The organism is Acinetobacter sp. CAU_H_78, from assembly GCF_058599365.1.
The window spans coordinates 810604-834987 of record NZ_CM178652.1 but is presented as its reverse complement, the minus strand read 5'-3'; the positions used below and the strand labels follow the sequence as shown (position 1 = coordinate 834987).

Genomic DNA, 24384 nt, shown 5'->3' with positions numbered 1-24384 from the left:
CATTTTTAAGCTTATACTCTAGAGACTTGAGTTGCTTTATTTGTACCTCAAGTCTTTTTTTGTGTTAAAAATATTTTTAGCTAGATCATATTAATCCACAGGTGGATTCGTGAGCCTCTTTCAAAACATCGTGATTATCTTATTACTCATCGCGGGGGCCGGTTTTTTATCATTAACAGAAATCGCGCTTGCAGGTGCCCGTAAGGTCAAATTAAAAATTTTGGCTGAATCGGGAGATATTCGCGCTCAAAAAGTTTTAGATTTACAAGAAAACTCTGCTGACTTTTTTGCAGCTTCCCAAATCGGCTTAAACGCCGTTGCCATTTTAGGCGGTATTTTAGGTGAAGGCGCCTTCCGCCCTTATATCATCAATTTACTTTCCAGATTTTATCAAGGTCCCTGGACTGAAACGATTGCGTTCAGCCTGTCCTTCACCGCAGTTACTTCATTATTTATTCTGTTTGCGGACTTGATGCCGAAACGTCTGGCCATGATCGCTCCAGAAAAAATTTCTGTCTCGGTGATTAATCCGATTCAGGTATTTATCAAAATCTGTAAACCATTGGCCTGGTTCATCAATGCCATTGCGAACCTGTTATTCCGCTTATTTAAAGTGAATACCATCCGAGATGATAATATTACCTTTGCGGATATTTCTGCGGTAATGGATGCGGGTGCTCAGGCAGGGGTGTTACAGAAACAGGAACATCACTTTATTGAGAACGTGTTTGAGCTTGAAGAACGTAATGTTCCTTCCAGTATGACCACTCGTGAAAATGTGGTGTTCTTTACCTTGAAAGAATCTGAAGCCAGTATTCGCCAGAAACTGGCTGAATTTCCTTATTCCAAGTTCCTGGTCTGTAATGAAAATATCGACGATGTAATTGGCTATGTCGACTCCAAGGATATTCTGGTTCGTATTCTGAATAATCAGTCTTTACTTCAGTTGAATGAAAATACCATCCGTACGGTTCTGACCATTCCAGATACACTGACTCTATCTGAATTACTGGATCGCTTCCGCTCAACCAAGGAAAAGTTTGCAGTCGTTATTAATGAATATGCCTTGGTCGTTGGTGTGATTACCCTTTCCGACATCATGATTACCGTGATGGGCGACTGGGTTACTCCCCTGGAAGAAGACCAGCAGATCATTAAGCGTGACAGCAATTCATGGTTGATTGATGGCAGTACGCCCATTGAAGACATCAAACATGCACTGGAAATTGATGAAATGCCAGATGAAGAGAATTATGAAACTCTGGCTGGTTTTATGATGTTCAAGCTGCGTAAGATTCCACGTCCTGCAGATATTGTGCTACATGCGGGTTACAAGTTTGAAGTTGTCGATGTTGATCATTTCAAGATTGACCAGTTACTGGTTACACGTATGCTGGAAGTGAAAAAGCCACCGACAGAAGAATCAGAATAATCTGGTTCTTCTTCAATTTTTTTAAAACTCCAAAAACAATAATAATGAGACTTTTATGAATATTGCTGCGTTAATCGCCTGTCTGAGTTTTTATTCGGCCTTATATTTATTCTATTTCTTCTTTATACAAGATCAACAGCCTGTATTTCTGATCATAGCAATTGTGCTCATTTTACTTTCAATCTGGCTGACTCCCTATCCTTATGAGCGGCGCCGGCAAGGATTTGATTCGACTTTAAGAATAGGCGAATATTTTTATTATCCGCTCATTACCTGGTGGCGGCTGTTTATACTTCCTGTGCGCTGGCTGCTTTCCCTATTTTATTCTCATTAAAAAAGCACCCGAAGGTGCTTCTTTACATTCAATTCAGTTTAGATTTTTGATAAAAGCGCTTCAAGGACTGCCTGATAATGGATCTGGATATCTTCCTGCAAAATTTTGTAGGCATTATCAAATTGCACCATTGGCCAGCCTTCTTTCCAGAATGGGAAAATATTATGTAAGTCATGAGTCACAACAGCATCTTCACGTAGAATCGCCTGTGCAATCTGTGCCAGTACAAAGGCAGTTTCCGCACCATCAATTGCCAGGTAATCAACACCACGCGCTTTTAAAATACGGATACGGTCTTTCTTATAGCGGATTTTTTTGATTTGGGCTTCATTCAGATTCAGGGCCAGAGAAACTGCTTCAACAAATTTTTCTTCAAATGACTGATTCAATACAACCAGCGCCTGTTTATGCGCTTCCTGACGACCCGCTTTACCACCCTGACGAATGACTTCTTTTGCTTCCGTAACTAGCTCATCATTCTTCATGGTTTGAAGGATGTCTAAAATTTCGATGTCGCTTAGCGTCGCAGGAGATTGATCAGTCATAAACTGTCCCTAAAAAATAAATATGCAATGGACTATTTTCGCATAAATCCTCACTAAAAAATTAAAATCTTTAGCTTCAACTCTAATAATTGCAAAATCCGGATCATCTCTGTCATTCTGGCGTAAATTGGCTATAGTAGGCGGCAAGTTTCTTATTTACTTTTTATTATGCAAACCAAACAGATTGATCTTTTATTGCAGCAACTTAAACTGCTTTATCCCGCTGCCTTCAGAAGAAATTATCTGTTTTATGGCCAGATCAAGACCAAGGGTATTTTAAGTGATCTCAAGGAACTAATTCCCTGGATACTAGCTGCCATGATCTTTGTACCGATTGGCCTGGTTCTCAAAGATGTTTATTCCTCTAAGCTATCAACTGCCCCAGACTTTCAGGCGCAAGCTTATGCAATTCTGACTATTCTGTTATTTCTGATGCTGGTGGTTCCACTGGTGATCAAGCAGATCCGGCACTCTTCCCATTCCCTCTATCAGTTTTTAAGACATACACCGATTAAACTCACTGTAGTCATTGTGCTGGAAGCGCTGAATCTGGTTTTTCTACAAAGCAGTACGACCATGTGGATTCTATTCTTTTTCGGGATCAGTTTTGGTTTTGTACGGTTCTATAAAGAAAATATGTTCCGCCCTGCTACCAATAGCACTGAACAATATCAACTGCAGCAGTTACGTCGCATCTGTTTCTGGGCTTATCAACAAACCTGGAAACTACGTCTGAAATTATTTTTTCATTCCAAGCCGACCTCCCCAAATGAAGAATTGAAAAATCAGCTTCAGCACTATGCGGATTTGCATACCCGCTTGTTTAAACTGGAACATGAGCAGTGCAAGAAGATCAAATACATCGATATCGATACTTATCTGGATGAGCATCTGTAAAAGTTTTATGAATCACGACCTAAAATACAAAATTACATGACTTCTCACGTTTATCATCCAGCACTATGGTTTTAATTTTTAAATTTAAGCTACTGAATTGCTTGAAAATAAAGCAAACGTATTGAAATTTACTTGCCAAGCTTTATTTCGTCCTCTATTATTGCGCACATGCCCGAGTGGTGAAATCGGTAGACACAGGGGATTTAAAATCCCCCGCCCACAAAGCGTGCCAGTTCGAGTCTGGCCTCGGGCACCATTTTAATTCTGATTAGAATGGTGCAATGAAAAATCTCCAGCATTCAGCTGGTTTTTTTATGCGTGATTATCACCAATAGAATGTGCCCTCCCCATGTCTGCATCCCGTTCTTTTGATCTAGCCAGATTGCAATTACGCCATCCTGATGCATTCTTTTGCAGCCTCAGCTATGGCCGTTATAAATATTTGAACCAGACCACTGATCTATATCTGTATTTACGTATCGGTATTCTGATCATGATCACAGGTTTTTGCTGCCTGTGCTTTTCTCTGCCGTTTTATCCTGACTTTGTCACTTCAAAATATCAGGCGCTCAGTGCTGGTACCATTGTCATGATCGGCATGCTCTATCCTTATATCTGGCGCGCCCAGTTTCAGGCGAAATACAGTTCTGTTCGCTATGCCAAGCGTTTGCAACTCTGCCTGTATATGCAAACCCTGATTGCGATTCTGTCATTTATAAATTATCAGTATTTTCACTCAGTATTTATTACCTTGCCTTGCTTGGCCCTGCTTGCTTTCAGTAGCCTCGTACCGGTTTTAGTCGAGCCTTGCTTTAGAGTTTCGACTCGCAGCATCCTTTTGGTACGTCTGCAGAAAATCCGTCAACTGGCTTACTGGTCTTATCAGCAGTCGCAAAGCAAAGAGCCGGAACCGGTACCTTATCAAAAAGATTTAAAACAGTATTATCTGGATTTGCATCATAGCTGCATGCTGGAAGAGCAGAAATTACTGGATGAAATTCATTATAAAAATATAAAAGACGTATTTTCAGATCATTAAAAAAAGCCCTGTTTAACAGGGCTTTTTTTACCATTCGCGGTTAACGACCAGTTCTTCCATTTCAATATCAAACAGACCCTGTTCTTGCACGACCATCATCATGGCCTCGGCAATATAATCTGCGGCAGTATCATCCAGAGAAGAGTCCAGATCTTCAAACTGTGGCTTCATGGCATTGATGTCTGCCACAGTTTCATGGGCCAGCTGGTACACGTCCTGATCAGATAAACCGGATTTAGATACTTTTGAAGCAAAGCGTTCGATGTGTTGCTTGATTTCTGCAACCAGAATATCGGGATAATATTCATCATCGAACATGGGGAGAAGTAAATCTGCAAACATTACAGGCACTCTAAAAGATGACAATCTAACTTAAGCGTGCCTTATAGCACATTGCTGTTTAAAAGCCAAACAGCTTGTGTCCTTAGATGTCTTTCAGCCCAGATTTAGGCATTTTGCATAGCTTTCCAGATTTTGATCGCATCTGCTGTTGCCTTGACATCATGCACACGAACCATACAGGCACCTTGCTGAATGCTCAGCAAATGCGCCGCAGCCGAACCTACTGCACGTGCTTGTGGTTCTGCACCATTTAGTACAGCACCAATAAAACGTTTGCGGGACAAGGCAGATAGAATTGGATAGCCCATTTCAGTCAGTTTATAAAATTCCTGAAGCAACTTGAGATTTTGCTGGGCATTTTTTGCAAAACCAAAACCAGGATCAATCATGATATGTTCAGCTTTAACACCGACATCTAGAGCATCTTGAACCCGTTGTGACAGTTCCCGAATCACATCCTGAGTCACATCATCATACTGATCCAGATTATTCATCGTAGTCGGCTCACCACGCATATGCATGATGATCACCGGAATATTCAGTTCTGCTGCCGTTTCTAACGCTTGTGGACGAGTGAGCGCGCGTACATCATTCCAGATATGTGCACCCGCTTTCACAGCTGCTTTAATCACTTCTGGCTGTGAAGTATCAATCGAGATGATCACATCATGCTTGGCCAGCTCTTCCACTACAGGCACAACACGACGAATTTCTTCTTCAACGTCCACAACTGATGCACCCGGACGTGTAGATTCACCACCGACATCAATTACGGTGGCACCATCAGCAATCATTTCCAGGGCTTTTGCTACTGCCTGATCTTTCTGATTGTGCAGCCCCCCATCGCTAAAGGAATCCGGAGTCACATTTAAAATTCCCATCACATGCGGCTGAGACAAATCCAGTTTTAAATGACCGAAAGTCCAGATCTGTGGTCGTAGTGGCTTCAGCTGCATGGTTCAATCCTAGTTCACAATAACCCGGGTATTGTCTTATGGAAAGGTCAATAAAGCAAAGCTCAATCTAGTCAAGACTTAGATTTCAAAGTGGTTCTTATTGGAATATTGCATTAGCTTGGATTGCAGTAGCGCTTTCACATCTGCCCATTCGCTTTTTAAAATACTATAGATATAACTATCTCTGAGTGTCATGCCATCTTTACGCAGCATATGACATCTGATGATGCCATCCTGTTTGGCGCCTAGGCCTTCAATAGCTTTCTGACTTTTAAGATTCAGATGATCAGTCCGAAAGCCTACCACTTGAGCATTCAGCTCTTCAAAAGCATGCTGCAACAAAAGATATTTACAGACCCGGTTTACATAGGTTCGTTGATAAGGTTTGGCATACCAGGTAAAGCCAATTTCAACACGTGGAATTTCCGGCTTGATATCATGATAACTAGTGGTACCAATAGCGCGACCCGAATTCAGATTAATCACAGCAAAAGCCATTCTTTCACCTTTGGACTGCTGTTCAAAAGCTTGGGTAAAGTAGTGTTTAAGTTTATGTAGGTAAGGTACCGAATTATATAACACTTCCCCCAAGTCCCCTTCGGCACATGCATTTTCTAAGTCTGCAAAATGTTCCCAGCTCAGTGGCTCCAAACGTAGCTGATAAATACTGGATTCCAGAACAAGTAAATTCATTCTTATTTTTACTCATTGATTTTTATAAATTGACTATAGCATTCAACTAGATATGACAAAACAATAGCCATAAAAAAACCACCCGAAGGTGGTTTTAATTTTTAACTTAGTTCGCTGGTAATGGCGGAGGAGTCATTGGACCATCAGTCGGTGTTACATCAATCACTGGATTGTCTGAAACATAAACTTTAGGTGGTTTTGGCTCACGACCTTCCATAATGTCACGAATCTGTTCACGATCAATTGTTTCCCATTCAAGCAGAGCTTTCACCATGGCATGGGCAATATCTTTGTTGTTTTCAAGGATATCGCGTGCAACCTTGTATTGCTCATCGATGATGCGACGAACTTCAGCATCTACCTGTTGTTGGGTTGCCTCAGAAATCGTACGGGTACCAATGCTACCCATAAAAGACTGTTGAGAGTCATCTTCATAGACCATGACACCTAACTTGTCCGACATACCATATTTGGTCACCATCGCACGTGCCATTTTAGTTGCACGTTCGAAGTCATTCGAAGCACCAGTCGACATCTGGTTAATGAACACTTCTTCTGCGATACGACCACCAAACAGGATTGAAAGTTCATTTAACATCTTGTCTTTATAATGGCTAGTTTGGTCAAACTCAGGCAACTGCCAGGTGACACCTAATGCCCAGCCACGCGGCATGATGGTAACTTTATGCACAGGGTCTGTACCTGGAAGCATTTCTGCCACAATCGCATGACCTGCTTCATGGTAAGCCGTAGCACGACGTTCTTCTTCACGAAGTACCATCGATTTACGTTCAGGACCCATGTACAGTTTGTCTTTCGCATCTTCAAAGTCATGCATATCGACGGTGTTCTTGTTACGGCGTGCCGCAAATAATGCCGCTTCGTTTACAAGATTGGCCAACTGTGCACCTGAGAAGCCTGGCGTACCACGAGCAAGAACTTTGACATCTACACCAGTAGTAGAAGGAAGTTTCTTCAAGTGTACATTCAGGATTTGCTCACGACCTTTAATATCTGGTAGACCTACCATTACCTGACGGTCGAAACGACCTGGACGAAGTAAGGCTTTATCCAATACATCAGCACGGTTAGTTGCAGCGATGACAATAATGCCTTCATTGCCTTCGAAACCATCCATTTCTACCAGCATCTGGTTCAGAGTCTGTTCACGTTCATCATGACCGCCACCTGTACCTGAACCACGATGACGACCGACTGCATCAATCTCATCAATGAAGATGATACATGGCGCATGACGTTTTGCCTGTTCGAACATGTCACGTACACGTGATGCACCGACACCGACAAACATTTCAACGAAGTCAGAACCTGAGATACTAAAGAATGGAACTTTTGCTTCACCCGCAATGGCTTTAGCCAGCAAGGTTTTACCTGTACCTGGAGGACCCACCATCAGGACGCCCTTAGGAATAGTCGCACCCAGACGTTTGAATTTTGCAGGATCTTTCAGGAAGTCAACGATTTCAACTACTTCCTGTTTTGCTTCATCACAACCCGCCACATCAGTAAATGTTACTTTGATCTGGTCTTCAGATAGCATTTTCGCTTTAGATTTACCAAAGCTCATTGGGCCATTCTTGCCGCCTGCACCGCCACCCATGTTGCGCATAAAGAACATGAATAACAAAATGATTAGAAGCACAGGGAAACTTGCAATCAGCAATTGCATGAGCAAGCCTTGACGTTGAGGCGCTTCACCTTCAACGACCACATTATTTTTAATCAGGCTTGGCATCAGTTCTGGGTCTTGAACTGCCGGGCGAATGCTTTCAAACTCTGAACCGTTTGATTTTTCACCGCGAATTCTTTCGCCATCAATTGTAACTTGTTTAATTTGGCCAGCATTGACCGCGGCAACAAACTCCGAATAGTTCATTGTAGTCGGTTGATTGCGGTCACTGACGTTGCTGAAGATTAACACCAGCACACCCAGTATCACGAGCCACAATACGGCATTCTTAAAAAGATCGCTCAAAGCTTTATTTCCCATTCCAATCTAATTTGATCATGCCCTCGAAGGGTGACCTTAATCAATAAGCTGCAAATCAATTTGCAATAATGTAAAAACCTACAAAATGCACAATTTTTAACGTGTTGGCAAGTAAACTTTATTTCAAAGCCTTCTTGCGTCCCTGTCCGACCAAAAACACTTCTTTCGAACGGGCACGTGATGCAGCAGGTTTAATCGTCTTCAATACATCAAAACTGTTAACGACTTCTTTACGAAATTCATCAAAACCTGAACCCTGGAATACTTTCACTACAAACTGTCCTTTTGGACCGAGTACCTTGTTGGCAAAATCCAGAGCAAGTTCACATAAATAAATCTGACGTGGTTGATCTACAGCTCTATTACCTGATGTATTGGGGGCCATATCTGAAATTACAACGTCTACTGTGCGTCCGTTTAAAATATTTAACAATTTATCGAATACTTCTTGTTCACGGAAATCGCCCTGCAAGAAAGTCACATCAGGTAGCGCATCCATTTCCAAGATGTCTGATGCAATCACCAGACCTTTGTCACCGACCAGTTTTCCGGCAATCTGGGACCAGCTTCCTGGGGCAGCACCCAAGTCCACTACAGTCATGCCGGGTTTGATAATGCCGTATTTTTCCTGAATTTCTAGCAACTTGTACGCAGCACGGGCACGATAACCTTCTTTTTGTGCTTTTTTCACATAAAAGTCATCAAGATGCTCTCTCATCCACGCACGACTACTTTTAGATAACTTTTGGTTGGTAATGCGTGTTGCCATAACTCTCTAAATAAAAAAAACTTCTAATGATTCATTGTACGGGAAAAACACATTTTTTGCAGTATACATGTGTATCTAAATCTGAGTATTCCGGTGTAATTTGCGATTATTTACAAGTGATTATTTCCTGAGAATTTACAGCGTTTGTTTTTCGCTTTTGCTATACTAAGCCGTTTTAAAAATCAGGTTATCTCTCATGGCGTCTTTATCTATTCAGGAACGTAAGCGTTTACGTCAAATTGGACATGCATTAAACCCGGTTGTAATGCTTGGTGACAAAGGCTTAACTGAATCTGTAGTTGAAGAGCTAAATCGTGCCCTTAATGATCACGAACTCATTAAAGTAAAAGTTGTGGCTGAAGACCGTGAAGCACGTGCAGCACTCATTGCTGAACTTTCAGAAACTACAGGTGCTGAAGTGGTACAAACTATTGGTAAAATTGCGCTGCTTTACAAGAAAGCTCCAAAGCAAAACCAGAAGTTATCCAATCTTGTCCGTTTTGCCCATCTTTCTAACTAAGTACAGGATTTATGGCCAGTTACGAACTCAGCGCATTTGATCGCCGTTTTCAGGCAATCTCATTGGTCGGTGCCATCGAACAGCAAAATCCATGCAGCTTGAATGTCGGATTTTGGTTGCGTGATCCCAACCAGTACGTGCTGTGGCCAGAAATGGTTACTGCACATCCCCGTCGTGATTTTTTGTGGGAACAGACCTGCTTTGAAATCTTTATCGGGGTTCAGGGTGAAGATTATTATCGCGAAATCAATCTTTCCCCTTCTCAGGCCTGGCAAGCCTATCAGTTTGAGGAATATCGCTATCCGGAAGATATGCCGCCACCTGCTGCATACGATATCGAACTGAATCAGCTTAAACGCACCCATTATGGTCTTAATGTCAGTCTGGATCTGACCGAGTTTATGGTTGAGCATAAACTTAAATGGGCAGACCTGTTTATTGGTCTGACAGCAGTATTAAAAACCTCACAAGGTGATCAATACTTTGCAATGCAGCACAGCAGTCCAGAAGCAGACTTCCACAATAAACGGGATTGGCTGCATGTCTTTTAATGCAGATTAAAAGCATTTACTGGATAAAAAAGATATTAAAAAACGTGAGCATTAAAGTCTCACGTTTTTTTATGGGCTTTTCCGGCTCATCCGTTCAAAGCTCACTATTATAGGTTTAAAAAATATTTGCCTTTATTTTCATTACGTGGATTCAGGTCAATATTAAATTGATACAACTAGCCTGCTCTCTATACTTAGGGCTGGCTACTTTAATAATAATTTAAACGATATTTAAGCTGATAGACTAAGAGTTCGTTTTTATTGTTTTCGACATTTTAGTGATGTAAGCGGTAATTGTCCTGCACTGATTTTACCGCGGCATAAAAAATTACAGTTAACGTGAAGATGATCAGGATAATCGTTCCAAAAGTTAGTCCAAAGAATCCCAGGCATAACATCATCACACCCAGATAAAGTGCACGCATCAACCAACTTTCCAGATTAAGCATCATAATCAGCGTCAGTAAACCAAGTACACCTGCAAAATAATGCTGCTGCATCGTGACCCCCTTTCATTATTATTGTGAGTCCGTTTGCCTCAAAAAGACAAAGGAGAACATTTCCAGTTCTCCTTTCATGCAATTTTAGTCAGCGTATTCCCTTAACTCTTCAGCTCAGGGCTTTTTTCTGAACTTTCAGCTTTTACCATGGGTTTGACCTTTTTCAGGACTTCAATGGTGCTGTCTTTTGAGCGCTTGAATGTACCAGTCAGATGCTCTTTATGTTTGGTCGAGATCTGGCTGACATCTTCTTTCAGTTCCTTACCCATATTGGATAAGTCTTCAATCACTGCGGTAAATTCGGTTTTGATAAAGCTGGTTAATTCAGTCAGTTCTTTTTGCGAACCAAATAACTGCTCTTTCAGAGTATCGATCCGTTGTAACAGATCCTGTTTTAACTGGCGTAACTGTTCCTGAACAGTATCACCTAGCTGTTTCGCTTCAACTTCAAGTTTCTCTTTGCTTTCTTCGATGGTTTCCACCACCTGTTCTTTGGCTTCAGCTGCTACTTTTTCAAGCTGTTCAGTCGTTTCTGAAACCACGGTATTGATCTTTTTCTTGGATTGGGAAGATTTCGCTGCTGTAGTCATGTGTCTTATTCCTATAGTTATATTACGACTCATCCATATTAGTAGTTTTGATAAAAATTAAGATTTGATTTGTTAGACAATTCTTAATTGCTTACATTTTTTTACGTTGTTCGTAAAACAGACTTTCAAGCAAAAAGCAAGCCATTTATCTCATACTTTTGCTGTAAAGCTATTGGACTTGGAGGGTGGTTCTGCGTATAATGCCGTGTTAAGTTCAAGCGAGCAGACATAGGAGGGTAGGTTTAAAAATTAACCTTCCTTTTTTTTCGTCTACTCGCTTTTTTACAGCCTAAATTTCAGGAGCTTTGGTTTGAGCACCCCAGCAATTTTAGCCCTTGCCGACGGAACTATCTTTAAAGGTACTTCAATTGGCGCATCGGGTTGTACGACTGGTGAAGTCGTTTTCAACACTGCCATGACTGGCTATCAAGAAATTTTGACTGATCCTAGTTATGCACAGCAGCTTGTAACGCTGACTTACCCACATATCGGTAACACAGGTTGCAACGAAGAAGACGCTGAATCAGGTCGTATTCATAAAGTATGGGCAAACGGTTTAATTATCCGTGACCTTCCTTTACTACATAGTAACTTCCGTGCGAATCAATCACTCGGTGATTATTTAAAACAGCACAATGTAGTTGCCATTGCTGACATCGACACGCGACGATTAACTCGAATTTTGCGTGATAAAGGTGCACAAAACGGTTGTATCCTTGCGGGTGAAAACATCACTGAAGAAGAAGCAGTCGAAAAAGCACGTGCATTCGGTGGTTTAAGTGGTTTAGACCTTGCGAAAGAATGCTGTGATCCGACCGGTTTCGAATGGACTGAAGGCTCATGGGCACTTGGCAAAGGCTTTACTCAACCTGAACTTAAATTCCATGTGGTTGCATACGACTACGGTGTCAAAACCAACATCTTGCGTATGCTCGCAGACCGCGGCTGTAAATTGACTGTGGTGCCTGCACAAACTCCTGCTGAAAAAGTACTTGCGTTAAATCCAGATGGCGTGTTCCTGTCTAACGGTCCTGGCGATCCAGCTGCATGTGACTACGCAATTGAAGCTGTAAAAACAATTGTTGAAACAACTGAAATTCCAGTATTTGGTATCTGCTTGGGTCACCAGATTCTTGCTCTTGCATCGGGTGCTAAAACGGTAAAAATGCCGCACGGTCACCATGGCGCTAACCATCCTGTACAGAACATCGAAACTGGTACAGTGATGATTACTTCTCAAAACCACGGCTTCGCAGTGGATGAAAGCACCTTGCCTGCGGTATTGCGTGTGACTCATCGCTCACTGTTTGATGGTACAAACCAAGGTATTCATCGTACAGACAAACCTGCGTTCAGCTTCCAGGGTCACCCTGAAGCAAGCCCTGGTCCACATGACTGCGCACCATTGTTCGATCATTTCATCGAACTTATCGAAGCATCTAAGAAGTAATTAAGGAAGCATCATGGCTAAACGTACTGACATTAAAAGCATCTTGATCATTGGTGCTGGTCCGATCGTCATCGGTCAAGCATGTGAGTTTGACTACTCAGGTGCTCAAGCATGTAAAGCGCTTCGTGAAGAAGGCTACCGCGTTATTCTGGTGAACTCTAACCCAGCGACCATTATGACCGACCCTGCAATGGCAGATGCGACGTATATCGAACCGATTACCTGGCAGACTGTTGCAGCGATCATTGAAAAAGAACGTCCAGATGCTGTGCTTCCAACGATGGGTGGCCAGACTGCACTGAACTGTGCCCTTGCACTGGATGCCAACGGTATTCTTGAAAAATACAACGTTGAACTGATCGGCGCGACCAAAGAAGCGATCGAAAAAGCAGAAGACCGTAAACTGTTTGACGAAGCAATGCGTAAAATTGGTCTGGAATGTCCAAAAGCTGCAATTGCTGAATCTATGGAAGAAGCTCTTGAGATTCAGGCACGCTTCGGTTTCCCTGTGATTATCCGTCCATCATTCACGATGGGTGGTTCAGGTGGTGGTATTGCTTACAACCGTGAAGAATTCCTGGAAATCTGTGAACGTGGTTTCGACCTCTCTCCTACTCACCAGTTACTGATCGATGAATCACTGATTGGCTGGAAAGAGTACGAGATGGAAGTTGTTCGTGACAAAAACGACAACTGTATCATTGTATGTGCGATCGAAAACTTCGACCCAATGGGCGTACACACCGGTGACTCAATCACTGTTGCGCCTGCACAAACACTGACTGATAAAGAATACCAGTTGATGCGTAATGCATCTTTAGCGGTTCTTCGTGAAATCGGTGTTGAAACGGGTGGTTCTAACGTTCAGTTCGGTATCAACCCGAAAGATGGCCGTATGGTGATCATCGAGATGAACCCACGTGTATCGCGTTCATCTGCACTGGCATCTAAAGCGACTGGTTTCCCGATTGCGAAAATCGCAGCGAAACTGGCTGTTGGTTATACCCTGGATGAACTGAAAAACGACATCACTGGCGGTACAACTCCAGCATCGTTCGAACCGGCAATTGACTACGTTGTTACCAAGATTCCACGTTTCAACTTCGAAAAATTCCCGCAAGCGGATGCAACACTAACTACACAGATGAAATCTGTAGGTGAAGTCATGGCGATTGGCCGTAACTTCCAGGAATCTGTAAACAAAGCACTTCGCGGTCTTGAAGTTGGCGCAACTGGTTTTGATGAAAAAATCGAAGTGGGTACTGAAGGTGCGCGCGAAAAGATTCTTCAAGAACTTAAAGTTCCAGGTCCAGAGCGTATCTGGTATGTGGCTGATGCATTCCGTCACGGTTTCACTCTAGACGAAGTATTTGCGGCAACCAACATCGACCGCTGGTTCCTGATCCAGATCGAAGACATCGTTAAAACTGAAGAACAAATCAAATCTTTAGGTTTTGGTGATCTTAACGCTGACAATATCCGCTCATTTAAACGTAAAGGTTTATCTGACCACCGTATTGCCAACCTGATGGGTATTTCACAAAAACAATTCCGTAAGCACCGTTGGAACCTGGGTGTAACTCCAGTCTACAAACGTGTGGATACATGTGCAGCAGAATTCGAATCTGATACTGCTTATATGTACTCAACTTATGATGAAGAGTGTGAATCTAATCCGTCCAACCGTGACAAAATCATGGTCATTGGTGGTGGTCCTAACCGTATCGGTCAAGGTATCGAATTCGATTACTGCTGTGTACATGCTGCTTTGGCAATGCGTGATGACGGTTATGAAACCATCATGGTGAACTGTAACCCTGAAACAGTTTCAACTGACTATGACACTTCAGACCGTCTGTACTTTGAACCGATTACACTTGAAGACGTTCTTGAAATCGTACGTACTGAAAAACCTAAAGGTATTATCGTGCAGTACGGCGGTCAGACTCCGCTGAAACTGGCTCGTGCTTTGGAAGAAGCTGGTGCGCCAATTATCGGTACATCTCCAGACGCGATTGACCGTGCAGAAGACCGTGAACGTTTCCAACAAATGATTCAACGTCTGCAACTTCGTCAACCGAACAACAGCATCGTAAAATCTGCTGAAGAAGGTATGGCAGAAGCAGCTAAAGTGGGTTATCCACTTGTGGTACGTCCTTCATACGTACTCGGTGGTCGTGCGATGGAAATCGTCTATAACGACGAAGAATTAAAACGCTACTTACGTGATGCGGTTCAAGCATCTAACGAAGCGCCTGTTCTTCTTGACCACTTCTTAGATGATGCGATCGAAGTTGACGTAGACTGCGTATCTGACGGTAAAGACGTTGTGATCGGCGGTATCATGCAGCACATTGAACAAGCCGGTATTCACTCTGGTGACTCTGCATGTTCGATTCCTCCATATTCATTGTCTGAAGACGTGCAAAACGAAATGCGTCGTCAAACCATCGCAATGGCGAAAGAACTTGGTGTTGTTGGTTTGATGAACGTTCAGTTTGCAGTTAAAGGCGATGACGTTTACATTCTGGAAGTGAACCCTCGTGCTTCTCGTACGGTTCCGTTCGTTTCTAAATGTATCGGCGAATCTTTAGCGAAAGTGGCTGCACGTTGTATGGCTGGCCAGTCTCTTGAGTCTCAAGGCTTTACCAAAGAGATTATCCCTGCTCACTTCTCTGTGAAAGAAGCAGTATTCCCATTCAACAAATTCCCTGGTGTTGACCCGATCCTTGGCCCTGAAATGAAATCAACAGGCGAAGTAATGGGCGTTGGTAAAACATTTGGTGAAGCGTTCTACAAAGCTGTTCTAGGCTCTAACGATCGTCTGCCAGGTCTGCCAACTGAAGGCGAAGTGAAACATGCATTCATCTCTGTACGTGATTCTGATAAACCACGTGCGGTAGGTATTGCGAAGCAGCTTGCTGACTTTGGCTTCAAGATTCTTGCGACTGGCGGCACATATGATGTGATTAAAGCTGCAGGTATTGAATGTGAACGTGTAAATAAAGTCACAGAAGGCCGTCCAAACATTGTAGACCGCTTGAAAAATGGTGAAATTCACCTCATTATCAATACCACTGAAGGTAAACAAGCTCAGCAGGATTCATTCTCGATCCGTCGCTCTGCGCTTCAAGGTAAGGTATACCATACCACTACCCTGAATGGTGCTGATGCTGTATGCCAAGCTTTAGCAATTAAATTGCCAATGGATGTATATCGTTTGCAAGATTTAACAGTAGGTTAATTCGTTACTGAGAAGTCCCGTCACCTTCTCGGTGGCGGGCTTTTTTTCATTTATAGACTTTCATTTTTATTACTGAGGGACAACTATGCAACGTTATCCTATGACTCCCGAAGGCAAACTTGCCTTAGAGAAAGAATTACACCAACTGAAAACTGTGGATCGTCCACGTATTACTGCAGCGATTGCAGAGGCACGTGAGCATGGGGATTTAAAAGAAAACGCGGAATATCATGCTGCACGTGAGCAGCAAGGTTTCTGTGAAGGCCGTATTCAGGACATCGAAGGTAAACTGGGCGCTTGCCAGGTGATTGATGTTAAAGAACTGGAGCAAAACGGTCGTGTAGTTTTTGGTGTCACTGTGACTATTGAGAATCTGGACACTGAAGAACGTAAAACTTACAAAATCGTAGGTGATGATGAAGCAGACTTTAAGATCAACAAGATCTCTGTGAACTCTCCGATCGCGCGTGGCTTGCTGGGTAAAAACGAAGGCGACGATGTGAAAATCGTAACTCCACAAGGTGAAGTTGAATACGAAATCGTAAGCGTTGAATATATCTAATTTTAAATAGATATTTTAGGCTGTAAGACCCCTCAGATGAGGGGTTTTTTGTTTTTTAGCCTCTAGTACTCTTCCCTTTCTAAAAGGGAGGTTGGGAGGGATTACTACTAAATAAGGCTCCCATCAATAATAATGAATTTCGATTTTTAAAAGATTCCCATCTAAGTATTAGAATCCCCCTAAATCCCCTTTTTCAAAGGAGGACTTTGCTATAATCCCTTCATCCTCCGAATCCTTGCCATTCTATGTCTGAGAAACTGATCAATTCCCCTGTGAACCATTGGTGCGAGTTCGAATTCATATCAAAAACGGTGAAGAATCCGAATATTCATATCAAGGGGAATTATAGCTATTACTCAGCTTACTGGGATCAAGGTTTCGAGCGTTGTGTGGTGCGTTATCTGCATGACAAGCCAGCCACACCAGAGAAGCCGATCGATCAGCTCTATATCGGCAATTTCGTCTGTTTTGGTGCAGAATGCGTGATTATGATGGGTGGCAACCAATTACACCGCACGGATTGGATTTCAGTATTTCCGTTCGATACACGTAGTTTTGTGCCTGCTGGCGACACAGTCATTGGCGATGGTTGCTGGATTGGCTCACGCGCCATGATTATGCAAGGTGTAATGCTTGGCGAAGGTGCTGTCGTTGCCACAGGTGCTGTAGTAACGAAAGATGTACCACCTTATGCTGTTGTCGGTGGTGTACCAGCCAAAATTATTAAATACCGCTTTCCTGAAGATGACATAAAAAAACTGCTTTCTCTAAAGCTCTATGACTTAGATGAAAAGCAGTTTTTAAAGATGCGTGAACAGTTGCAGACGGATGATATAGCAGCATTGATTCGCTGTTTTGAAACGCTTAAGGAGATGGAATAACAGTGACTGTCCTCTTTTGTACCCTTTTCCTATTCGTATGTGCAGGCCAATCTATTTCACTATAAATTAAGTTCCATTGATAAAAGGGTTTTCCAATATCTTCGTAAGTGATCGAAAGTAAGGTGGATTGTTCATCATGGCAGTGAGTATATTTTTTATAATCCTGTTCACTAAAACATGCTTTAATCCGTTCATAATAATAGAAAGGAATATCTTTAAGAACCTGATAAGTTTTTCCTTGAGGTAATAATTGAATGAACTGCGCGGTTTGATCGCCTCGTCCTCCACCTGAATAGCTTGCTGAAAAACTAGATACCAAAGCGACTGCATAATTATTCCGATTCAACGGATATAAAGCTGGATGGATAAATTCTGTAGCTATTTCATCTTCTTCAACTGCATGAGCTTTCTGATATTTAGCTAAATTCCAATGATCATCTATTCTATATTCACCCTGCTCTTTAGAGACCTGAACGATTCTTAACTTTTGATCAATCAGATAATAATATTTATTCGCCCCCATCTGGACTGACCACACTATTACCTCCTCACTTTTGCAGGCTGGGTTTAACTGCTGACAGATATTTTGTATTTGTGCTTGAGAAATGTGTACAGCTTTAAAAACCAGGGATTTGACAGGTTCATTTGCATTTAGAGGGACGCTGAAAATCACCAGCCAAAAGAGCAAAATTATTTTTTTAATTTTCATAATTTATTTTTGGATTATTTTATATCGTTATTGAAACTGAAATCACTCTTCTGATCAATATAAATAACTTAGCATTCAATACACTGTTTTTATCATTTCCTAACTTCACCCCTATTTTTCAGCCATAGTATTTCCACTTCAACTCATCTATAACTTCAACAAATTAGAAACTAAAGAAAATAATCAGGACACGGCATGACCCGTACAATAAAGTATTCAGGCATTTTTATCCTAGCTCTACTTGCTGCTATTGTCGCAACACTTTGCGATGCCATTCATGTCTATACTCAAACTTTAAGCTATCCAGACTCACAATTTTTCAGTCAGGCATGGTGGGTATTTCCCGGATTCTTTATTGCCTTTTGCAGCATGGCATTCATTTATCTCTGGTTAGCTGATACCTTAAAGCATTGGATTAATTCTACCTTAAGCTGTCACCATGAAAACACCCAGACACTGGTCGAAGCGCTGACACTATTTGCCATTATTTATATCCTAAGTGGCTTTGGTAATTTTGACCCTGTGGCGCTGTGCTGGATTTTCTATATCAGCTTTTTGATTCGCTGGGGGTTCAGTTATGAGCGTTTATGGCTACTCATTGTTGCGATTACACTGGCAATTGGCGGGATGTTCTTTGAAGGACTACTGGCAGAGTTTGGATTGGTAAAATATCGTCATAGCGACATTTTCAATGTGCCGTATTGGCTCGGTGGCGTATATATGCACGGTGCATTTGCCTTGCGTGCTGGCATGTGCCGCTTTATCTATCGTTAATTCTAAAATATTCAGACGTAAAAAAACCCACTCAATCGGAGTGGGTTTTTCAGAATATGGTGGCTATGACGAGACTTGAACTTGTGACCCCCGCATTATGAGTGCGGTGCTCTAACCAACTGAGCTACATAGCCTTAAACTGTGCGCGCATTATGGGTTTTTCTGTTTAGAACGTCAAGCCCATATTGTGCTGATTGATCAAAATTTGGTGAAGTGAGCCGATAAGCCGGGTTCTGTCGAGAACGATCATTCCTCTAGGCGTACAATCACTCATACGCTCAAGCGACCTACCCGGATCCAGCATGGGCCATGCCTAAAGGATCCCTATTTGGTCTTGCTTCCGGTGGGGTTTACCATGCCATGAACTGTTACCAGTCATGCGGTGCGCTCTTACCGCACCCTTTCACCCTTACCTCCGATTCCAATTGCTCGAAACCATAATGAAGGCGGTCTACTCTCTGCTGCACTTTCCGTCGGCTCACGCCGCCCAGGCGTTACCTGGCACCTTGCCCTATGAAGCCCGGACTTTCCTCCCCTGCTTCAATCACGGAGATCTCCACAGCAGCGATCGTCTGGCTCACTTCGAGCCGCATAGTACCAAATCTGGCGACTAATTGCTTGATGTTTTTTGAGCAGTCAGTTTTTCATACTTGGCCTGAAGCTCCTCACGCGTCTCGGCATGGTTCGGATCAAGCGGAATACAGTCCACAGGACAGAATAACTGGCACTGCGGTTTGTCGTGATGTCCGACGCACTCTGTACATAAGTCCGGGTTAATTTCATAGATGACGTCACCCATGAAAATTGCCTCATTCGGACAGACAGGTTCACAGACATCACAATTGATACATTCATCGGTGATATATAAAGACACTCTACCAACCTTGTTGAAGTTTACGCTCAAAGGCTTCAACCACGTTTGGCGGAACAAACTTGGTCACATCACCTCTTAAACGAGCAATTTCACGCACCAATGTGGATGAAATAAAAGAATATTGCTCTGAAGGAGTTAAAAACACCGCTTCAAAATGAGAATCCAGTTGACGGTTCATATTGGCCAGCTGGAATTCATACTCAAAATCGGACACTGCACGTAAACCACGCAATACCGCTGTCGCATTCTGCTCGCGGAAGAAGTTCACCAGCAGGCCATCAAATCCTACAAATTCAACATTGTTCAAATGGCTTAATGACGTTTGGGCCAGTTCAACTCGTTCTTCCAGACTAAATACCGGGTTTTTGTGATGTCCGATTGCAATCGCAACTACAACTTCATCAAACATCTTTGCTGCGCGGGTCACCAAATCAATATGGCCATTGGTGATCGGATCAAAAGTTCCCGGATAAATTACACGAGTTTTAGTCATCCATTTGTACTCTGTTTATTGTGTAAGTTTCCATTTTAACAAAATCTTCATTTTTTAGTGAAGAAACTCCATCAATTTAAACACTTCAACTCAATAAAAGTTACGGTACAATAGTTACAACTTTGGAAGTGTCTGATTATGGCGAAAGCAACTGTAGTTAAAAAAAATAACGGCGGAACGATTGCTCTGAACAAACGTGCCCGTCACGATTATTTTATTGAAGAAAAATTTGAAGCTGGACTTTCCTTGCAAGGCTGGGAAGTAAAATCCCTGCGTGCCGGTCGTATGAGTATTGTGGAGAGCTATATCACCTTTAAAAATGGTGAGGCTTTCCTGTTCGGCGCACAGATTCAGCCTTTACTGAGTGCATCTACCCATGTTGTCCCTGAAGCGACGCGTACCCGTAAACTGCTACTGAAACGCCGTGAAATTGAAAAACTCATGGGCGCGATCAACCAGAAAGGTTATTCCTGTGTACCACTGGCCTGTTACTGGAAAGGCCCGCATGCCAAGCTGGAAATTGCGTTGGTAAAAGGTAAACAGTTACACGACAAACGTGCATCTGAAAAAGACCGTGACTGGCAACGTGATAAAGCGCGTATTTTTCATAAATAATACCAGCAATAAAAAAACCTCCAATTGATGGAGGTTTTTTTACGGATCAAATTAGGCTTTTAGATTCAGACGCGCCAGTGTCAAGGCAATATATTCCCCAAACCAGATCGCAGTTTGCAAATCCCCTTCCGGTGGTGTCACTTCAACAGGTGCATTGTCAGATTGGGTCATAAGGCCCAGAAAGCTCGACATGCGATTCAGATCTGTAGTGGAACGACCTGTCGGCATCAACGGTAGACCTGACCACAACATGCCATGCTGCATCGCAAACAGATTGATCTGCTGCAAAACAGCGAGTTTGTCCCCACTTAAGCCACCACCATTGGTAAAGGCTGCTGCCAGCTTGCCTTGCCAGCTACGTGCCAGCCAGCGCTTGGACGACTGCTCCATAAATAACTTCATGGCAGAAGTCAGACTACCCATATAGGTCGGACAGCCAAATACAATCGCATCGGCAGCGTCCAGCACCTCCCAATCCACCTGTTCCACATTCATCATATGCACTTGGACACCAGTTTTTTGTGCGCCTTCGGCAATGAAGTTTGCCACTTTAGCCGTGTGTCCATAAGGACTGTGATAAACAATCGCAACAGATTGGGAAGATAGGGACATAACAATCAAAAACCAAGAATTTCAATCAAGTTTAACATTTTCATGCCATAAACACGAATGTTGCCATACGTCCGGTTTTGGCTTCACGGCGATAGGAAAAGTATTCTTCCGCCTGACGATATGAACACTGATCGCCACCCAAAACAGTTTCAACACCCTGCTGTTGCAAGATGTAACGCGCAATCGCATACAGATCCGCATAGTATTTTCCGGCCTGTTCTCCTGCCTGAAATGCACTGTCCAGTTCAGGATATTTGGAACAGAAAGCTTCTCTTACTTCTGCGCCAATTTCAAAACAAGGCTGGCTGATCGCTGCACCAAGCCACGCCCAGGTAGGCTGGGTCTGTATCGCGGCAATGGTATTTTCAACGATACCGCCTGCCAGCCCACGCCAGCCAGCATGCAGATTGGCTACTTCAGTGCCTTCAGCATTACCCAGCACCACCGGCAAGCAGTCTGCTGTCATCATCATCAGGGCATGGGCCTTGCGCTGTGTGACCAGGCCATCGCCGACCAATGCCTCGAAAGGCATCTGCTCATTGATGGTATGACAAATGGTGCTATGCGTCTGTGTCATCCAGGTAATTTTGTCCACACCAAAAGGCTGGAAGTCTTTCAACAGCTGGATGCGATGCTTCTGTACACGTGCAGCATCATCATTGACATGCAAAGCCAGGTTAAAGCCCGCCAGCTCTGGCTGGGCTGATGGCTGTACCTGTTCATGATGAACACGGGTCTGACCCACATAAACGCCTTGAGGCAAACCTTGTACAAATTGCATGTCGCTTCCCTTTTAATGACTGCTAATAGAATGAAAAATTAATAGGCCTTGTTTTCGCTACGCAGCACTTCAACCAGATTGGCAAAGTCTTCTGGCCATGGCGCATTAAAGGTCATTTCTTCTTTGGTACGTGGATGTTTCAGGCCTAGAGTCGCTGCATGCAATGCCTGACGTTTAAAACCACGCAAGGTGTCATCTAGCAATTGCGAAGCACCGGCTGGCATACGCACACGTGGCATATAGACCTGATCACCCACCAGACCATAGCCCAGGTAACTAAAATGCACACGAATCTGGTGCGTACGGCCGGTTTCCAGACGTGCCTGAATACGGGTGAAATGCTGGAAGCGCTCTTTCACATTGTAATGCGTCACCGCTTCCTTACCGCCTGGCAGGACTGCCATTTTCACACGATCAACCGGATGGCGTTTAATCGGTTCATCAATGGTACCGCCGGCAATGATGTTGCCATACACAATCAGGTCATACACACGGTAGACGGTCTTTTTCTCAAGCTGCTTGCTAAGCGCAAACTGTGCTTCCAGATTTTTAGCAACAACCAATAGACCACTGGTGTCTTTATCAATCCGGTGTACTAAACCTGCACGCGCCAGTTCAGAAGATTTCGGATAGTGATGCAGCAAAGCATTGACCAGTGTACCAGTCATATTGCCTGCACCCGGATGCACCACCATGCCCACTGGTTTGTTAATGATAATGATGTCATCATCTTCATAGACGATATCCAGTGGAATATCTTCAGGCAGACTACGGGTTTGTGCCTCCAGTTCAACGTTTAAAGTCAGGGTTTCAAAACCGTCACTTTTAAATTTTGGCTTAACTGGTTGACCATTCACTAATAAATTGCCGTCTTTGATCCATTGTTTGAGCTTTTCTCGAGAAAAATCGCTCCAGACCATGGCCGCAATCTGGTCGATACGTTGCCCGATATAACTTTCATCCAATTGAAATTGCAACGATAAACGTGTTGCAGTTGCGTCTGAAGTATGGTTATCTGCATCCTCAGAATCTTCAAGTAAATTGAAATCAGTATCAGGGATATTAGAATTGGAAGATTGTGCTTGACTCATTTGCTCATTCAGACAAAAGTGGTTTAATAGTGCAATTGTAGCTCATTGCCCGTATTAACAGAGGAATTTTTATGTCGCTACCACATTATAAAATGACAATGCTTGCTGTGACGTTAGGCATTGCATCGGCAATGGTAGGCTGTAGCAGTAATCCAAAAAAAGAAGTCGTGGACAAAGGTCCAGAATCTAGCGAACAGGTTTATATACAAAAAGCACAGAACGCGCTAGATCGCAAACAATATACTGATGCAGCAAAACAGCTCGAAGCACTGGAAACCTATTATCCAACCAGCCAGTATGCACCGCAGGCGCAACTGGAACTGCTATATGTCAAATTCCAGCAAAAAGATTATGAAGGTGCAGTTGCACTGGCAGAACGCTTTATCCGTCTGAATCCGCAACATCCAAATGTCGACTATGCTTACTATGTCCGTGGCGTAGCGAATATGGAGCAGAACTATAATGGCCTGCTACGTTATACCTCACTAAAACAGTCACACCGTGATGTAAGCTACCTGAAAGTCGCTTACCAGAATTTTGTTGATTTCATTCGTCGCTATCCATCAAGTACCTATGCGGTTGATGCTGCACAGCGTATGAAGTTTATCGGTCAGGAACTGGCAGAAAGCGAAATGAATGCGGCCCGTTTCAATATCAAGCGTAAAGCATATCTGGCTGCTGTTGAACGTGGCTTATGGGTAATTGAACACTATCCACAAACGCCACAGATTCCAGAAGCGCTGGCAACCGTTGCTTACGGCTATGACAAGCTGGGCGACAAAGCGACAGCACAGCAATATATCGAAGTGCTGAAACTGAACTACCCAGGTCTGGTAAATGCCGACGGTACCGTGAACCTGCGTGCAGCACGTAGTGAAGGCAGTTTCTTCAATCGTGCGACTTTGGGTATTTTCGGTAAAGAAGCCAAAACCGTGACCGATACGTCTAGCCAGTCGGCTGAACCACAGGCAGAAAAACGCAGTCTAACCAATCGCATGACGTTTGGTTTACTCGATCGTCCTAAAACCACTGAAACTGAGCTACCTGAACCGACTGCTGAATAAGCCAACTGTGACAGGTGCATTTTTGCAAAGGGCAAGTTATCATACTTGCCCTTTT

27 protein-coding genes, 2 tRNA genes and 1 other RNA gene are annotated in these 24384 nt (G+C 43.1%); 14 read left to right on the top strand and 16 right to left on the bottom strand.

Going from position 1 to position 24384, the window contains the following annotated elements; translation table 11 throughout:
- Nucleotides 1–109 precede the first annotated feature (109 nt).
- Both paeA and AC4MCD_RS04140 read left to right on the top strand, forming a co-directional pair.
- The gene (gene paeA / locus AC4MCD_RS04145; protein WP_004784777.1) at nucleotides 110–1432 is read left to right on the top strand and encodes a polyamine export protein PaeA; all 1323 of its coding nucleotides are present in this window, start codon (nucleotides 110–112) and stop codon (nucleotides 1430–1432) included.
- Between the two features lie 55 nt (nucleotides 1433–1487).
- Entirely contained in the window at nucleotides 1488–1766 is a 279-nt protein-coding gene (locus AC4MCD_RS04140) for a hypothetical protein (protein WP_491876617.1), read from the top strand.
- Nucleotides 1767–1804: 38 nt separating this feature from the next.
- On the opposite strand, the gene AC4MCD_RS04135 is transcribed toward AC4MCD_RS04140, so the two are convergent.
- Nucleotides 1805–2311, bottom strand: a complete 507-nt coding sequence (locus AC4MCD_RS04135) for a hypothetical protein (RefSeq protein WP_491876616.1) — start codon at nucleotides 2309–2311, stop codon at nucleotides 1805–1807.
- Nucleotides 2312–2479: 168 nt separating this feature from the next.
- Between AC4MCD_RS04135 and AC4MCD_RS04130 the strand changes: the two genes are divergently transcribed.
- From AC4MCD_RS04130 to AC4MCD_RS04120, 3 genes are all read left to right on the top strand, one after another.
- Nucleotides 2480–3208: a hypothetical protein gene (locus AC4MCD_RS04130; protein ID WP_491876615.1), complete on the top strand. Its 729-nt coding sequence runs from the start codon at nucleotides 2480–2482 to the stop codon at nucleotides 3206–3208.
- Nucleotides 3209–3378: 170 nt separating this feature from the next.
- Nucleotides 3379–3464: transfer RNA gene (locus AC4MCD_RS04125), tRNA-Leu, on the top strand.
- Between the two features lie 93 nt (nucleotides 3465–3557).
- Nucleotides 3558–4247: a hypothetical protein gene (locus tag AC4MCD_RS04120; RefSeq protein ID WP_419365757.1), complete on the top strand. Its 690-nt coding sequence runs from the start codon at nucleotides 3558–3560 to the stop codon at nucleotides 4245–4247.
- 27 nt (nucleotides 4248–4274) lie between these two features.
- Here AC4MCD_RS04120 and AC4MCD_RS04115 read toward each other — a convergent pair whose 3' ends face one another.
- From AC4MCD_RS04115 to rlmE, 5 genes are all read right to left on the bottom strand, one after another.
- Nucleotides 4275–4589, bottom strand: a complete 315-nt coding sequence (locus AC4MCD_RS04115) for a DUF5713 family protein (RefSeq protein ID WP_125278212.1) — start codon at nucleotides 4587–4589, stop codon at nucleotides 4275–4277.
- Between the two features lie 104 nt (nucleotides 4590–4693).
- On the bottom strand, nucleotides 4694–5545 hold the full coding sequence (folP, locus tag AC4MCD_RS04110; protein ID WP_491876614.1) for a dihydropteroate synthase: 852 nt from the start codon (nucleotides 5543–5545) through the stop codon (nucleotides 4694–4696).
- Between the two features lie 78 nt (nucleotides 5546–5623).
- On the bottom strand, nucleotides 5624–6238 hold the full coding sequence (locus AC4MCD_RS04105) for a GNAT family N-acetyltransferase (protein WP_491876613.1): 615 nt from the start codon (nucleotides 6236–6238) through the stop codon (nucleotides 5624–5626).
- Nucleotides 6239–6344: 106 nt separating this feature from the next.
- Nucleotides 6345–8234: an ATP-dependent zinc metalloprotease FtsH gene (ftsH, locus tag AC4MCD_RS04100; protein ID WP_034170205.1), complete on the bottom strand. Its 1890-nt coding sequence runs from the start codon at nucleotides 8232–8234 to the stop codon at nucleotides 6345–6347.
- Between the two features lie 133 nt (nucleotides 8235–8367).
- Nucleotides 8368–9018 (bottom strand): 23S rRNA (uridine(2552)-2'-O)-methyltransferase RlmE, encoded by a 651-nt coding sequence (rlmE, locus tag AC4MCD_RS04095; protein WP_004784794.1) that lies wholly within the window; start codon nucleotides 9016–9018, stop codon nucleotides 8368–8370.
- A gap of 196 nt (nucleotides 9019–9214) precedes the next feature.
- On the opposite strand from rlmE, the gene yhbY reads away from it, so the two are divergent.
- Complete coding sequence (yhbY, locus tag AC4MCD_RS04090) at nucleotides 9215–9538, top strand: ribosome assembly RNA-binding protein YhbY (protein ID WP_004784797.1); 324 nt, start codon at nucleotides 9215–9217, stop codon at nucleotides 9536–9538.
- Between the two features lie 11 nt (nucleotides 9539–9549).
- Nucleotides 9550–10089 carry a DOMON-like domain-containing protein gene (locus AC4MCD_RS04085; RefSeq protein ID WP_034170177.1) on the top strand — a complete coding sequence of 180 codons (540 nt, stop codon included), beginning with the start codon at nucleotides 9550–9552 and terminating at the stop codon, nucleotides 10087–10089.
- A 275-nt stretch (nucleotides 10090–10364) separates the two neighbouring features.
- Here AC4MCD_RS04085 and AC4MCD_RS04080 read toward each other — a convergent pair whose 3' ends face one another.
- Nucleotides 10365–10589 (bottom strand): hypothetical protein, encoded by a 225-nt coding sequence (locus AC4MCD_RS04080; protein ID WP_125278216.1) that lies wholly within the window; start codon nucleotides 10587–10589, stop codon nucleotides 10365–10367.
- 101 nt (nucleotides 10590–10690) lie between these two features.
- On the bottom strand, nucleotides 10691–11179 hold the full coding sequence (locus AC4MCD_RS04075; protein ID WP_004784804.1) for a hypothetical protein: 489 nt from the start codon (nucleotides 11177–11179) through the stop codon (nucleotides 10691–10693).
- A gap of 310 nt (nucleotides 11180–11489) precedes the next feature.
- Here AC4MCD_RS04075 and carA point away from each other — a divergent pair, with 310 nt between their 5' ends.
- The 4 genes from carA to AC4MCD_RS04055 all read left to right on the top strand — a co-directional run bounded on the left by carA (nucleotide 11490) and on the right by AC4MCD_RS04055 (nucleotide 17316).
- Nucleotides 11490–12629, top strand: coding sequence for a glutamine-hydrolyzing carbamoyl-phosphate synthase small subunit (carA, locus tag AC4MCD_RS04070; RefSeq protein WP_005236823.1), 1140 nt, complete (start codon nucleotides 11490–11492; stop codon nucleotides 12627–12629).
- A 13-nt stretch (nucleotides 12630–12642) separates the two neighbouring features.
- The gene (gene carB / locus AC4MCD_RS04065) at nucleotides 12643–15873 is read left to right on the top strand and encodes a carbamoyl-phosphate synthase large subunit (RefSeq protein WP_159123473.1); all 3231 of its coding nucleotides are present in this window, start codon (nucleotides 12643–12645) and stop codon (nucleotides 15871–15873) included.
- An 85-nt stretch (nucleotides 15874–15958) separates the two neighbouring features.
- On the top strand, nucleotides 15959–16435 hold the full coding sequence (greA, locus tag AC4MCD_RS04060) for a transcription elongation factor GreA (protein ID WP_005236827.1): 477 nt from the start codon (nucleotides 15959–15961) through the stop codon (nucleotides 16433–16435).
- A gap of 245 nt (nucleotides 16436–16680) precedes the next feature.
- The gene (locus AC4MCD_RS04055) at nucleotides 16681–17316 is read left to right on the top strand and encodes a CatB-related O-acetyltransferase (protein ID WP_491876612.1); all 636 of its coding nucleotides are present in this window, start codon (nucleotides 16681–16683) and stop codon (nucleotides 17314–17316) included.
- On the opposite strand, the gene AC4MCD_RS04050 is transcribed toward AC4MCD_RS04055, so the two are convergent.
- Nucleotides 17300–18025: a hypothetical protein gene (locus AC4MCD_RS04050; protein WP_419374777.1), complete on the bottom strand. Its 726-nt coding sequence runs from the start codon at nucleotides 18023–18025 to the stop codon at nucleotides 17300–17302. The genes AC4MCD_RS04055 and AC4MCD_RS04050 overlap by 17 nt on opposite strands.
- Nucleotides 18026–18220: 195 nt before the next feature.
- Between AC4MCD_RS04050 and AC4MCD_RS04045 the strand changes: the two genes are divergently transcribed.
- Nucleotides 18221–18799: a hypothetical protein gene (locus AC4MCD_RS04045; protein WP_419365765.1), complete on the top strand. Its 579-nt coding sequence runs from the start codon at nucleotides 18221–18223 to the stop codon at nucleotides 18797–18799.
- Between the two features lie 57 nt (nucleotides 18800–18856).
- Here AC4MCD_RS04045 and AC4MCD_RS04040 read toward each other — a convergent pair.
- The 4 genes from AC4MCD_RS04040 to coaD all read right to left on the bottom strand — a co-directional run bounded on the left by AC4MCD_RS04040 (nucleotide 18857) and on the right by coaD (nucleotide 20166).
- Nucleotides 18857–18933: transfer RNA gene (locus AC4MCD_RS04040), tRNA-Met, on the bottom strand.
- Nucleotides 18934–19005: 72 nt separating this feature from the next.
- Nucleotides 19006–19383: RNase P RNA component class A (gene rnpB, locus AC4MCD_RS04035), an RNA gene on the bottom strand.
- Between the two features lie 26 nt (nucleotides 19384–19409).
- The gene (locus AC4MCD_RS04030) at nucleotides 19410–19673 is read right to left on the bottom strand and encodes a YfhL family 4Fe-4S dicluster ferredoxin (RefSeq protein ID WP_034581081.1); all 264 of its coding nucleotides are present in this window, start codon (nucleotides 19671–19673) and stop codon (nucleotides 19410–19412) included.
- 1 nt (nucleotide 19674) lies between these two features.
- Nucleotides 19675–20166, bottom strand: coding sequence for a pantetheine-phosphate adenylyltransferase (gene coaD, locus AC4MCD_RS04025; RefSeq protein WP_004784820.1), 492 nt, complete (start codon nucleotides 20164–20166; stop codon nucleotides 19675–19677).
- 138 nt (nucleotides 20167–20304) lie between these two features.
- On the opposite strand from coaD, the gene smpB reads away from it, so the two are divergent.
- The gene (gene smpB, locus AC4MCD_RS04020; RefSeq protein ID WP_004784822.1) at nucleotides 20305–20781 is read left to right on the top strand and encodes an SsrA-binding protein SmpB; all 477 of its coding nucleotides are present in this window, start codon (nucleotides 20305–20307) and stop codon (nucleotides 20779–20781) included.
- 51 nt (nucleotides 20782–20832) lie between these two features.
- Here the strand turns inward: smpB and AC4MCD_RS04015 are convergent, their stop codons facing one another.
- Genes AC4MCD_RS04015 through rluD form a run of 3 tightly spaced genes read right to left on the bottom strand, consistent with a single transcriptional unit; the run spans nucleotide 20833 to nucleotide 23265 of the window.
- Nucleotides 20833–21393, bottom strand: coding sequence for a flavodoxin family protein (locus AC4MCD_RS04015; protein WP_005236845.1), 561 nt, complete (start codon nucleotides 21391–21393; stop codon nucleotides 20833–20835).
- A 40-nt stretch (nucleotides 21394–21433) separates the two neighbouring features.
- On the bottom strand, nucleotides 21434–22174 hold the full coding sequence (pgeF, locus tag AC4MCD_RS04010; protein WP_491876611.1) for a peptidoglycan editing factor PgeF: 741 nt from the start codon (nucleotides 22172–22174) through the stop codon (nucleotides 21434–21436).
- 38 nt (nucleotides 22175–22212) lie between these two features.
- A complete protein-coding gene (gene rluD / locus AC4MCD_RS04005) occupies nucleotides 22213–23265 on the bottom strand; it encodes a 23S rRNA pseudouridine(1911/1915/1917) synthase RluD (RefSeq protein WP_491876610.1) in 1053 nt (350 codons plus the stop codon).
- A 71-nt stretch (nucleotides 23266–23336) separates the two neighbouring features.
- Here rluD and AC4MCD_RS04000 point away from each other — a divergent pair, with 71 nt between their 5' ends.
- Complete coding sequence (locus AC4MCD_RS04000; RefSeq protein ID WP_491876609.1) at nucleotides 23337–24329, top strand: outer membrane protein assembly factor BamD; 993 nt, start codon at nucleotides 23337–23339, stop codon at nucleotides 24327–24329.
- The last annotated feature ends 55 nt before the right edge of the window (nucleotides 24330–24384 follow it).

Excerpts from the sequence above, each read along its gene's own strand:
- AC4MCD_RS04140 (WP_491876617.1), top strand. The coding sequence starts at position 1,488 with ATGAATATTGCTGCGTTAATCGCCTGTCTGAGTTTTTATTCGGCCTTA.
- AC4MCD_RS04135 (WP_491876616.1), bottom strand. The coding sequence starts at position 2,311 with ATGACTGATCAATCTCCTGCGACGCTAAGCGACATCGAAATTTTAGAC.
- AC4MCD_RS04130 (WP_491876615.1), top strand. The coding sequence starts at position 2,480 with ATGCAAACCAAACAGATTGATCTTTTATTGCAGCAACTTAAACTGCTT.
- AC4MCD_RS04120 (WP_419365757.1), top strand. The coding sequence starts at position 3,558 with ATGTCTGCATCCCGTTCTTTTGATCTAGCCAGATTGCAATTACGCCAT.
- AC4MCD_RS04115 (WP_125278212.1), bottom strand. The coding sequence starts at position 4,589 with ATGTTTGCAGATTTACTTCTCCCCATGTTCGATGATGAATATTATCCC.
- folP (WP_491876614.1), bottom strand. The coding sequence starts at position 5,545 with ATGCAGCTGAAGCCACTACGACCACAGATCTGGACTTTCGGTCATTTA.
- AC4MCD_RS04105 (WP_491876613.1), bottom strand. The coding sequence starts at position 6,238 with ATGAATTTACTTGTTCTGGAATCCAGTATTTATCAGCTACGTTTGGAG.
- rlmE (WP_004784794.1), bottom strand. The coding sequence starts at position 9,018 with ATGGCAACACGCATTACCAACCAAAAGTTATCTAAAAGTAGTCGTGCG.
- yhbY (WP_004784797.1), top strand. The coding sequence starts at position 9,215 with ATGGCGTCTTTATCTATTCAGGAACGTAAGCGTTTACGTCAAATTGGA.
- AC4MCD_RS04085 (WP_034170177.1), top strand. The coding sequence starts at position 9,550 with ATGGCCAGTTACGAACTCAGCGCATTTGATCGCCGTTTTCAGGCAATC.
- AC4MCD_RS04080 (WP_125278216.1), bottom strand. The coding sequence starts at position 10,589 with ATGCAGCAGCATTATTTTGCAGGTGTACTTGGTTTACTGACGCTGATT.
- AC4MCD_RS04075 (WP_004784804.1), bottom strand. The coding sequence starts at position 11,179 with ATGACTACAGCAGCGAAATCTTCCCAATCCAAGAAAAAGATCAATACC.
- carB (WP_159123473.1), top strand. The coding sequence starts at position 12,643 with ATGGCTAAACGTACTGACATTAAAAGCATCTTGATCATTGGTGCTGGT.
- greA (WP_005236827.1), top strand. The coding sequence starts at position 15,959 with ATGCAACGTTATCCTATGACTCCCGAAGGCAAACTTGCCTTAGAGAAA.
- AC4MCD_RS04055 (WP_491876612.1), top strand. The coding sequence starts at position 16,681 with ATGTCTGAGAAACTGATCAATTCCCCTGTGAACCATTGGTGCGAGTTC.
- AC4MCD_RS04050 (WP_419374777.1), bottom strand. The coding sequence starts at position 18,025 with ATGAAAATTAAAAAAATAATTTTGCTCTTTTGGCTGGTGATTTTCAGC.
- AC4MCD_RS04045 (WP_419365765.1), top strand. The coding sequence starts at position 18,221 with ATGACCCGTACAATAAAGTATTCAGGCATTTTTATCCTAGCTCTACTT.
- coaD (WP_004784820.1), bottom strand. The coding sequence starts at position 20,166 with ATGACTAAAACTCGTGTAATTTATCCGGGAACTTTTGATCCGATCACC.
- smpB (WP_004784822.1), top strand. The coding sequence starts at position 20,305 with ATGGCGAAAGCAACTGTAGTTAAAAAAAATAACGGCGGAACGATTGCT.
- AC4MCD_RS04015 (WP_005236845.1), bottom strand. The coding sequence starts at position 21,393 with ATGTCCCTATCTTCCCAATCTGTTGCGATTGTTTATCACAGTCCTTAT.
- pgeF (WP_491876611.1), bottom strand. The coding sequence starts at position 22,174 with ATGCAATTTGTACAAGGTTTGCCTCAAGGCGTTTATGTGGGTCAGACC.
- rluD (WP_491876610.1), bottom strand. The coding sequence starts at position 23,265 with ATGAGTCAAGCACAATCTTCCAATTCTAATATCCCTGATACTGATTTC.
- AC4MCD_RS04000 (WP_491876609.1), top strand. The coding sequence starts at position 23,337 with ATGTCGCTACCACATTATAAAATGACAATGCTTGCTGTGACGTTAGGC.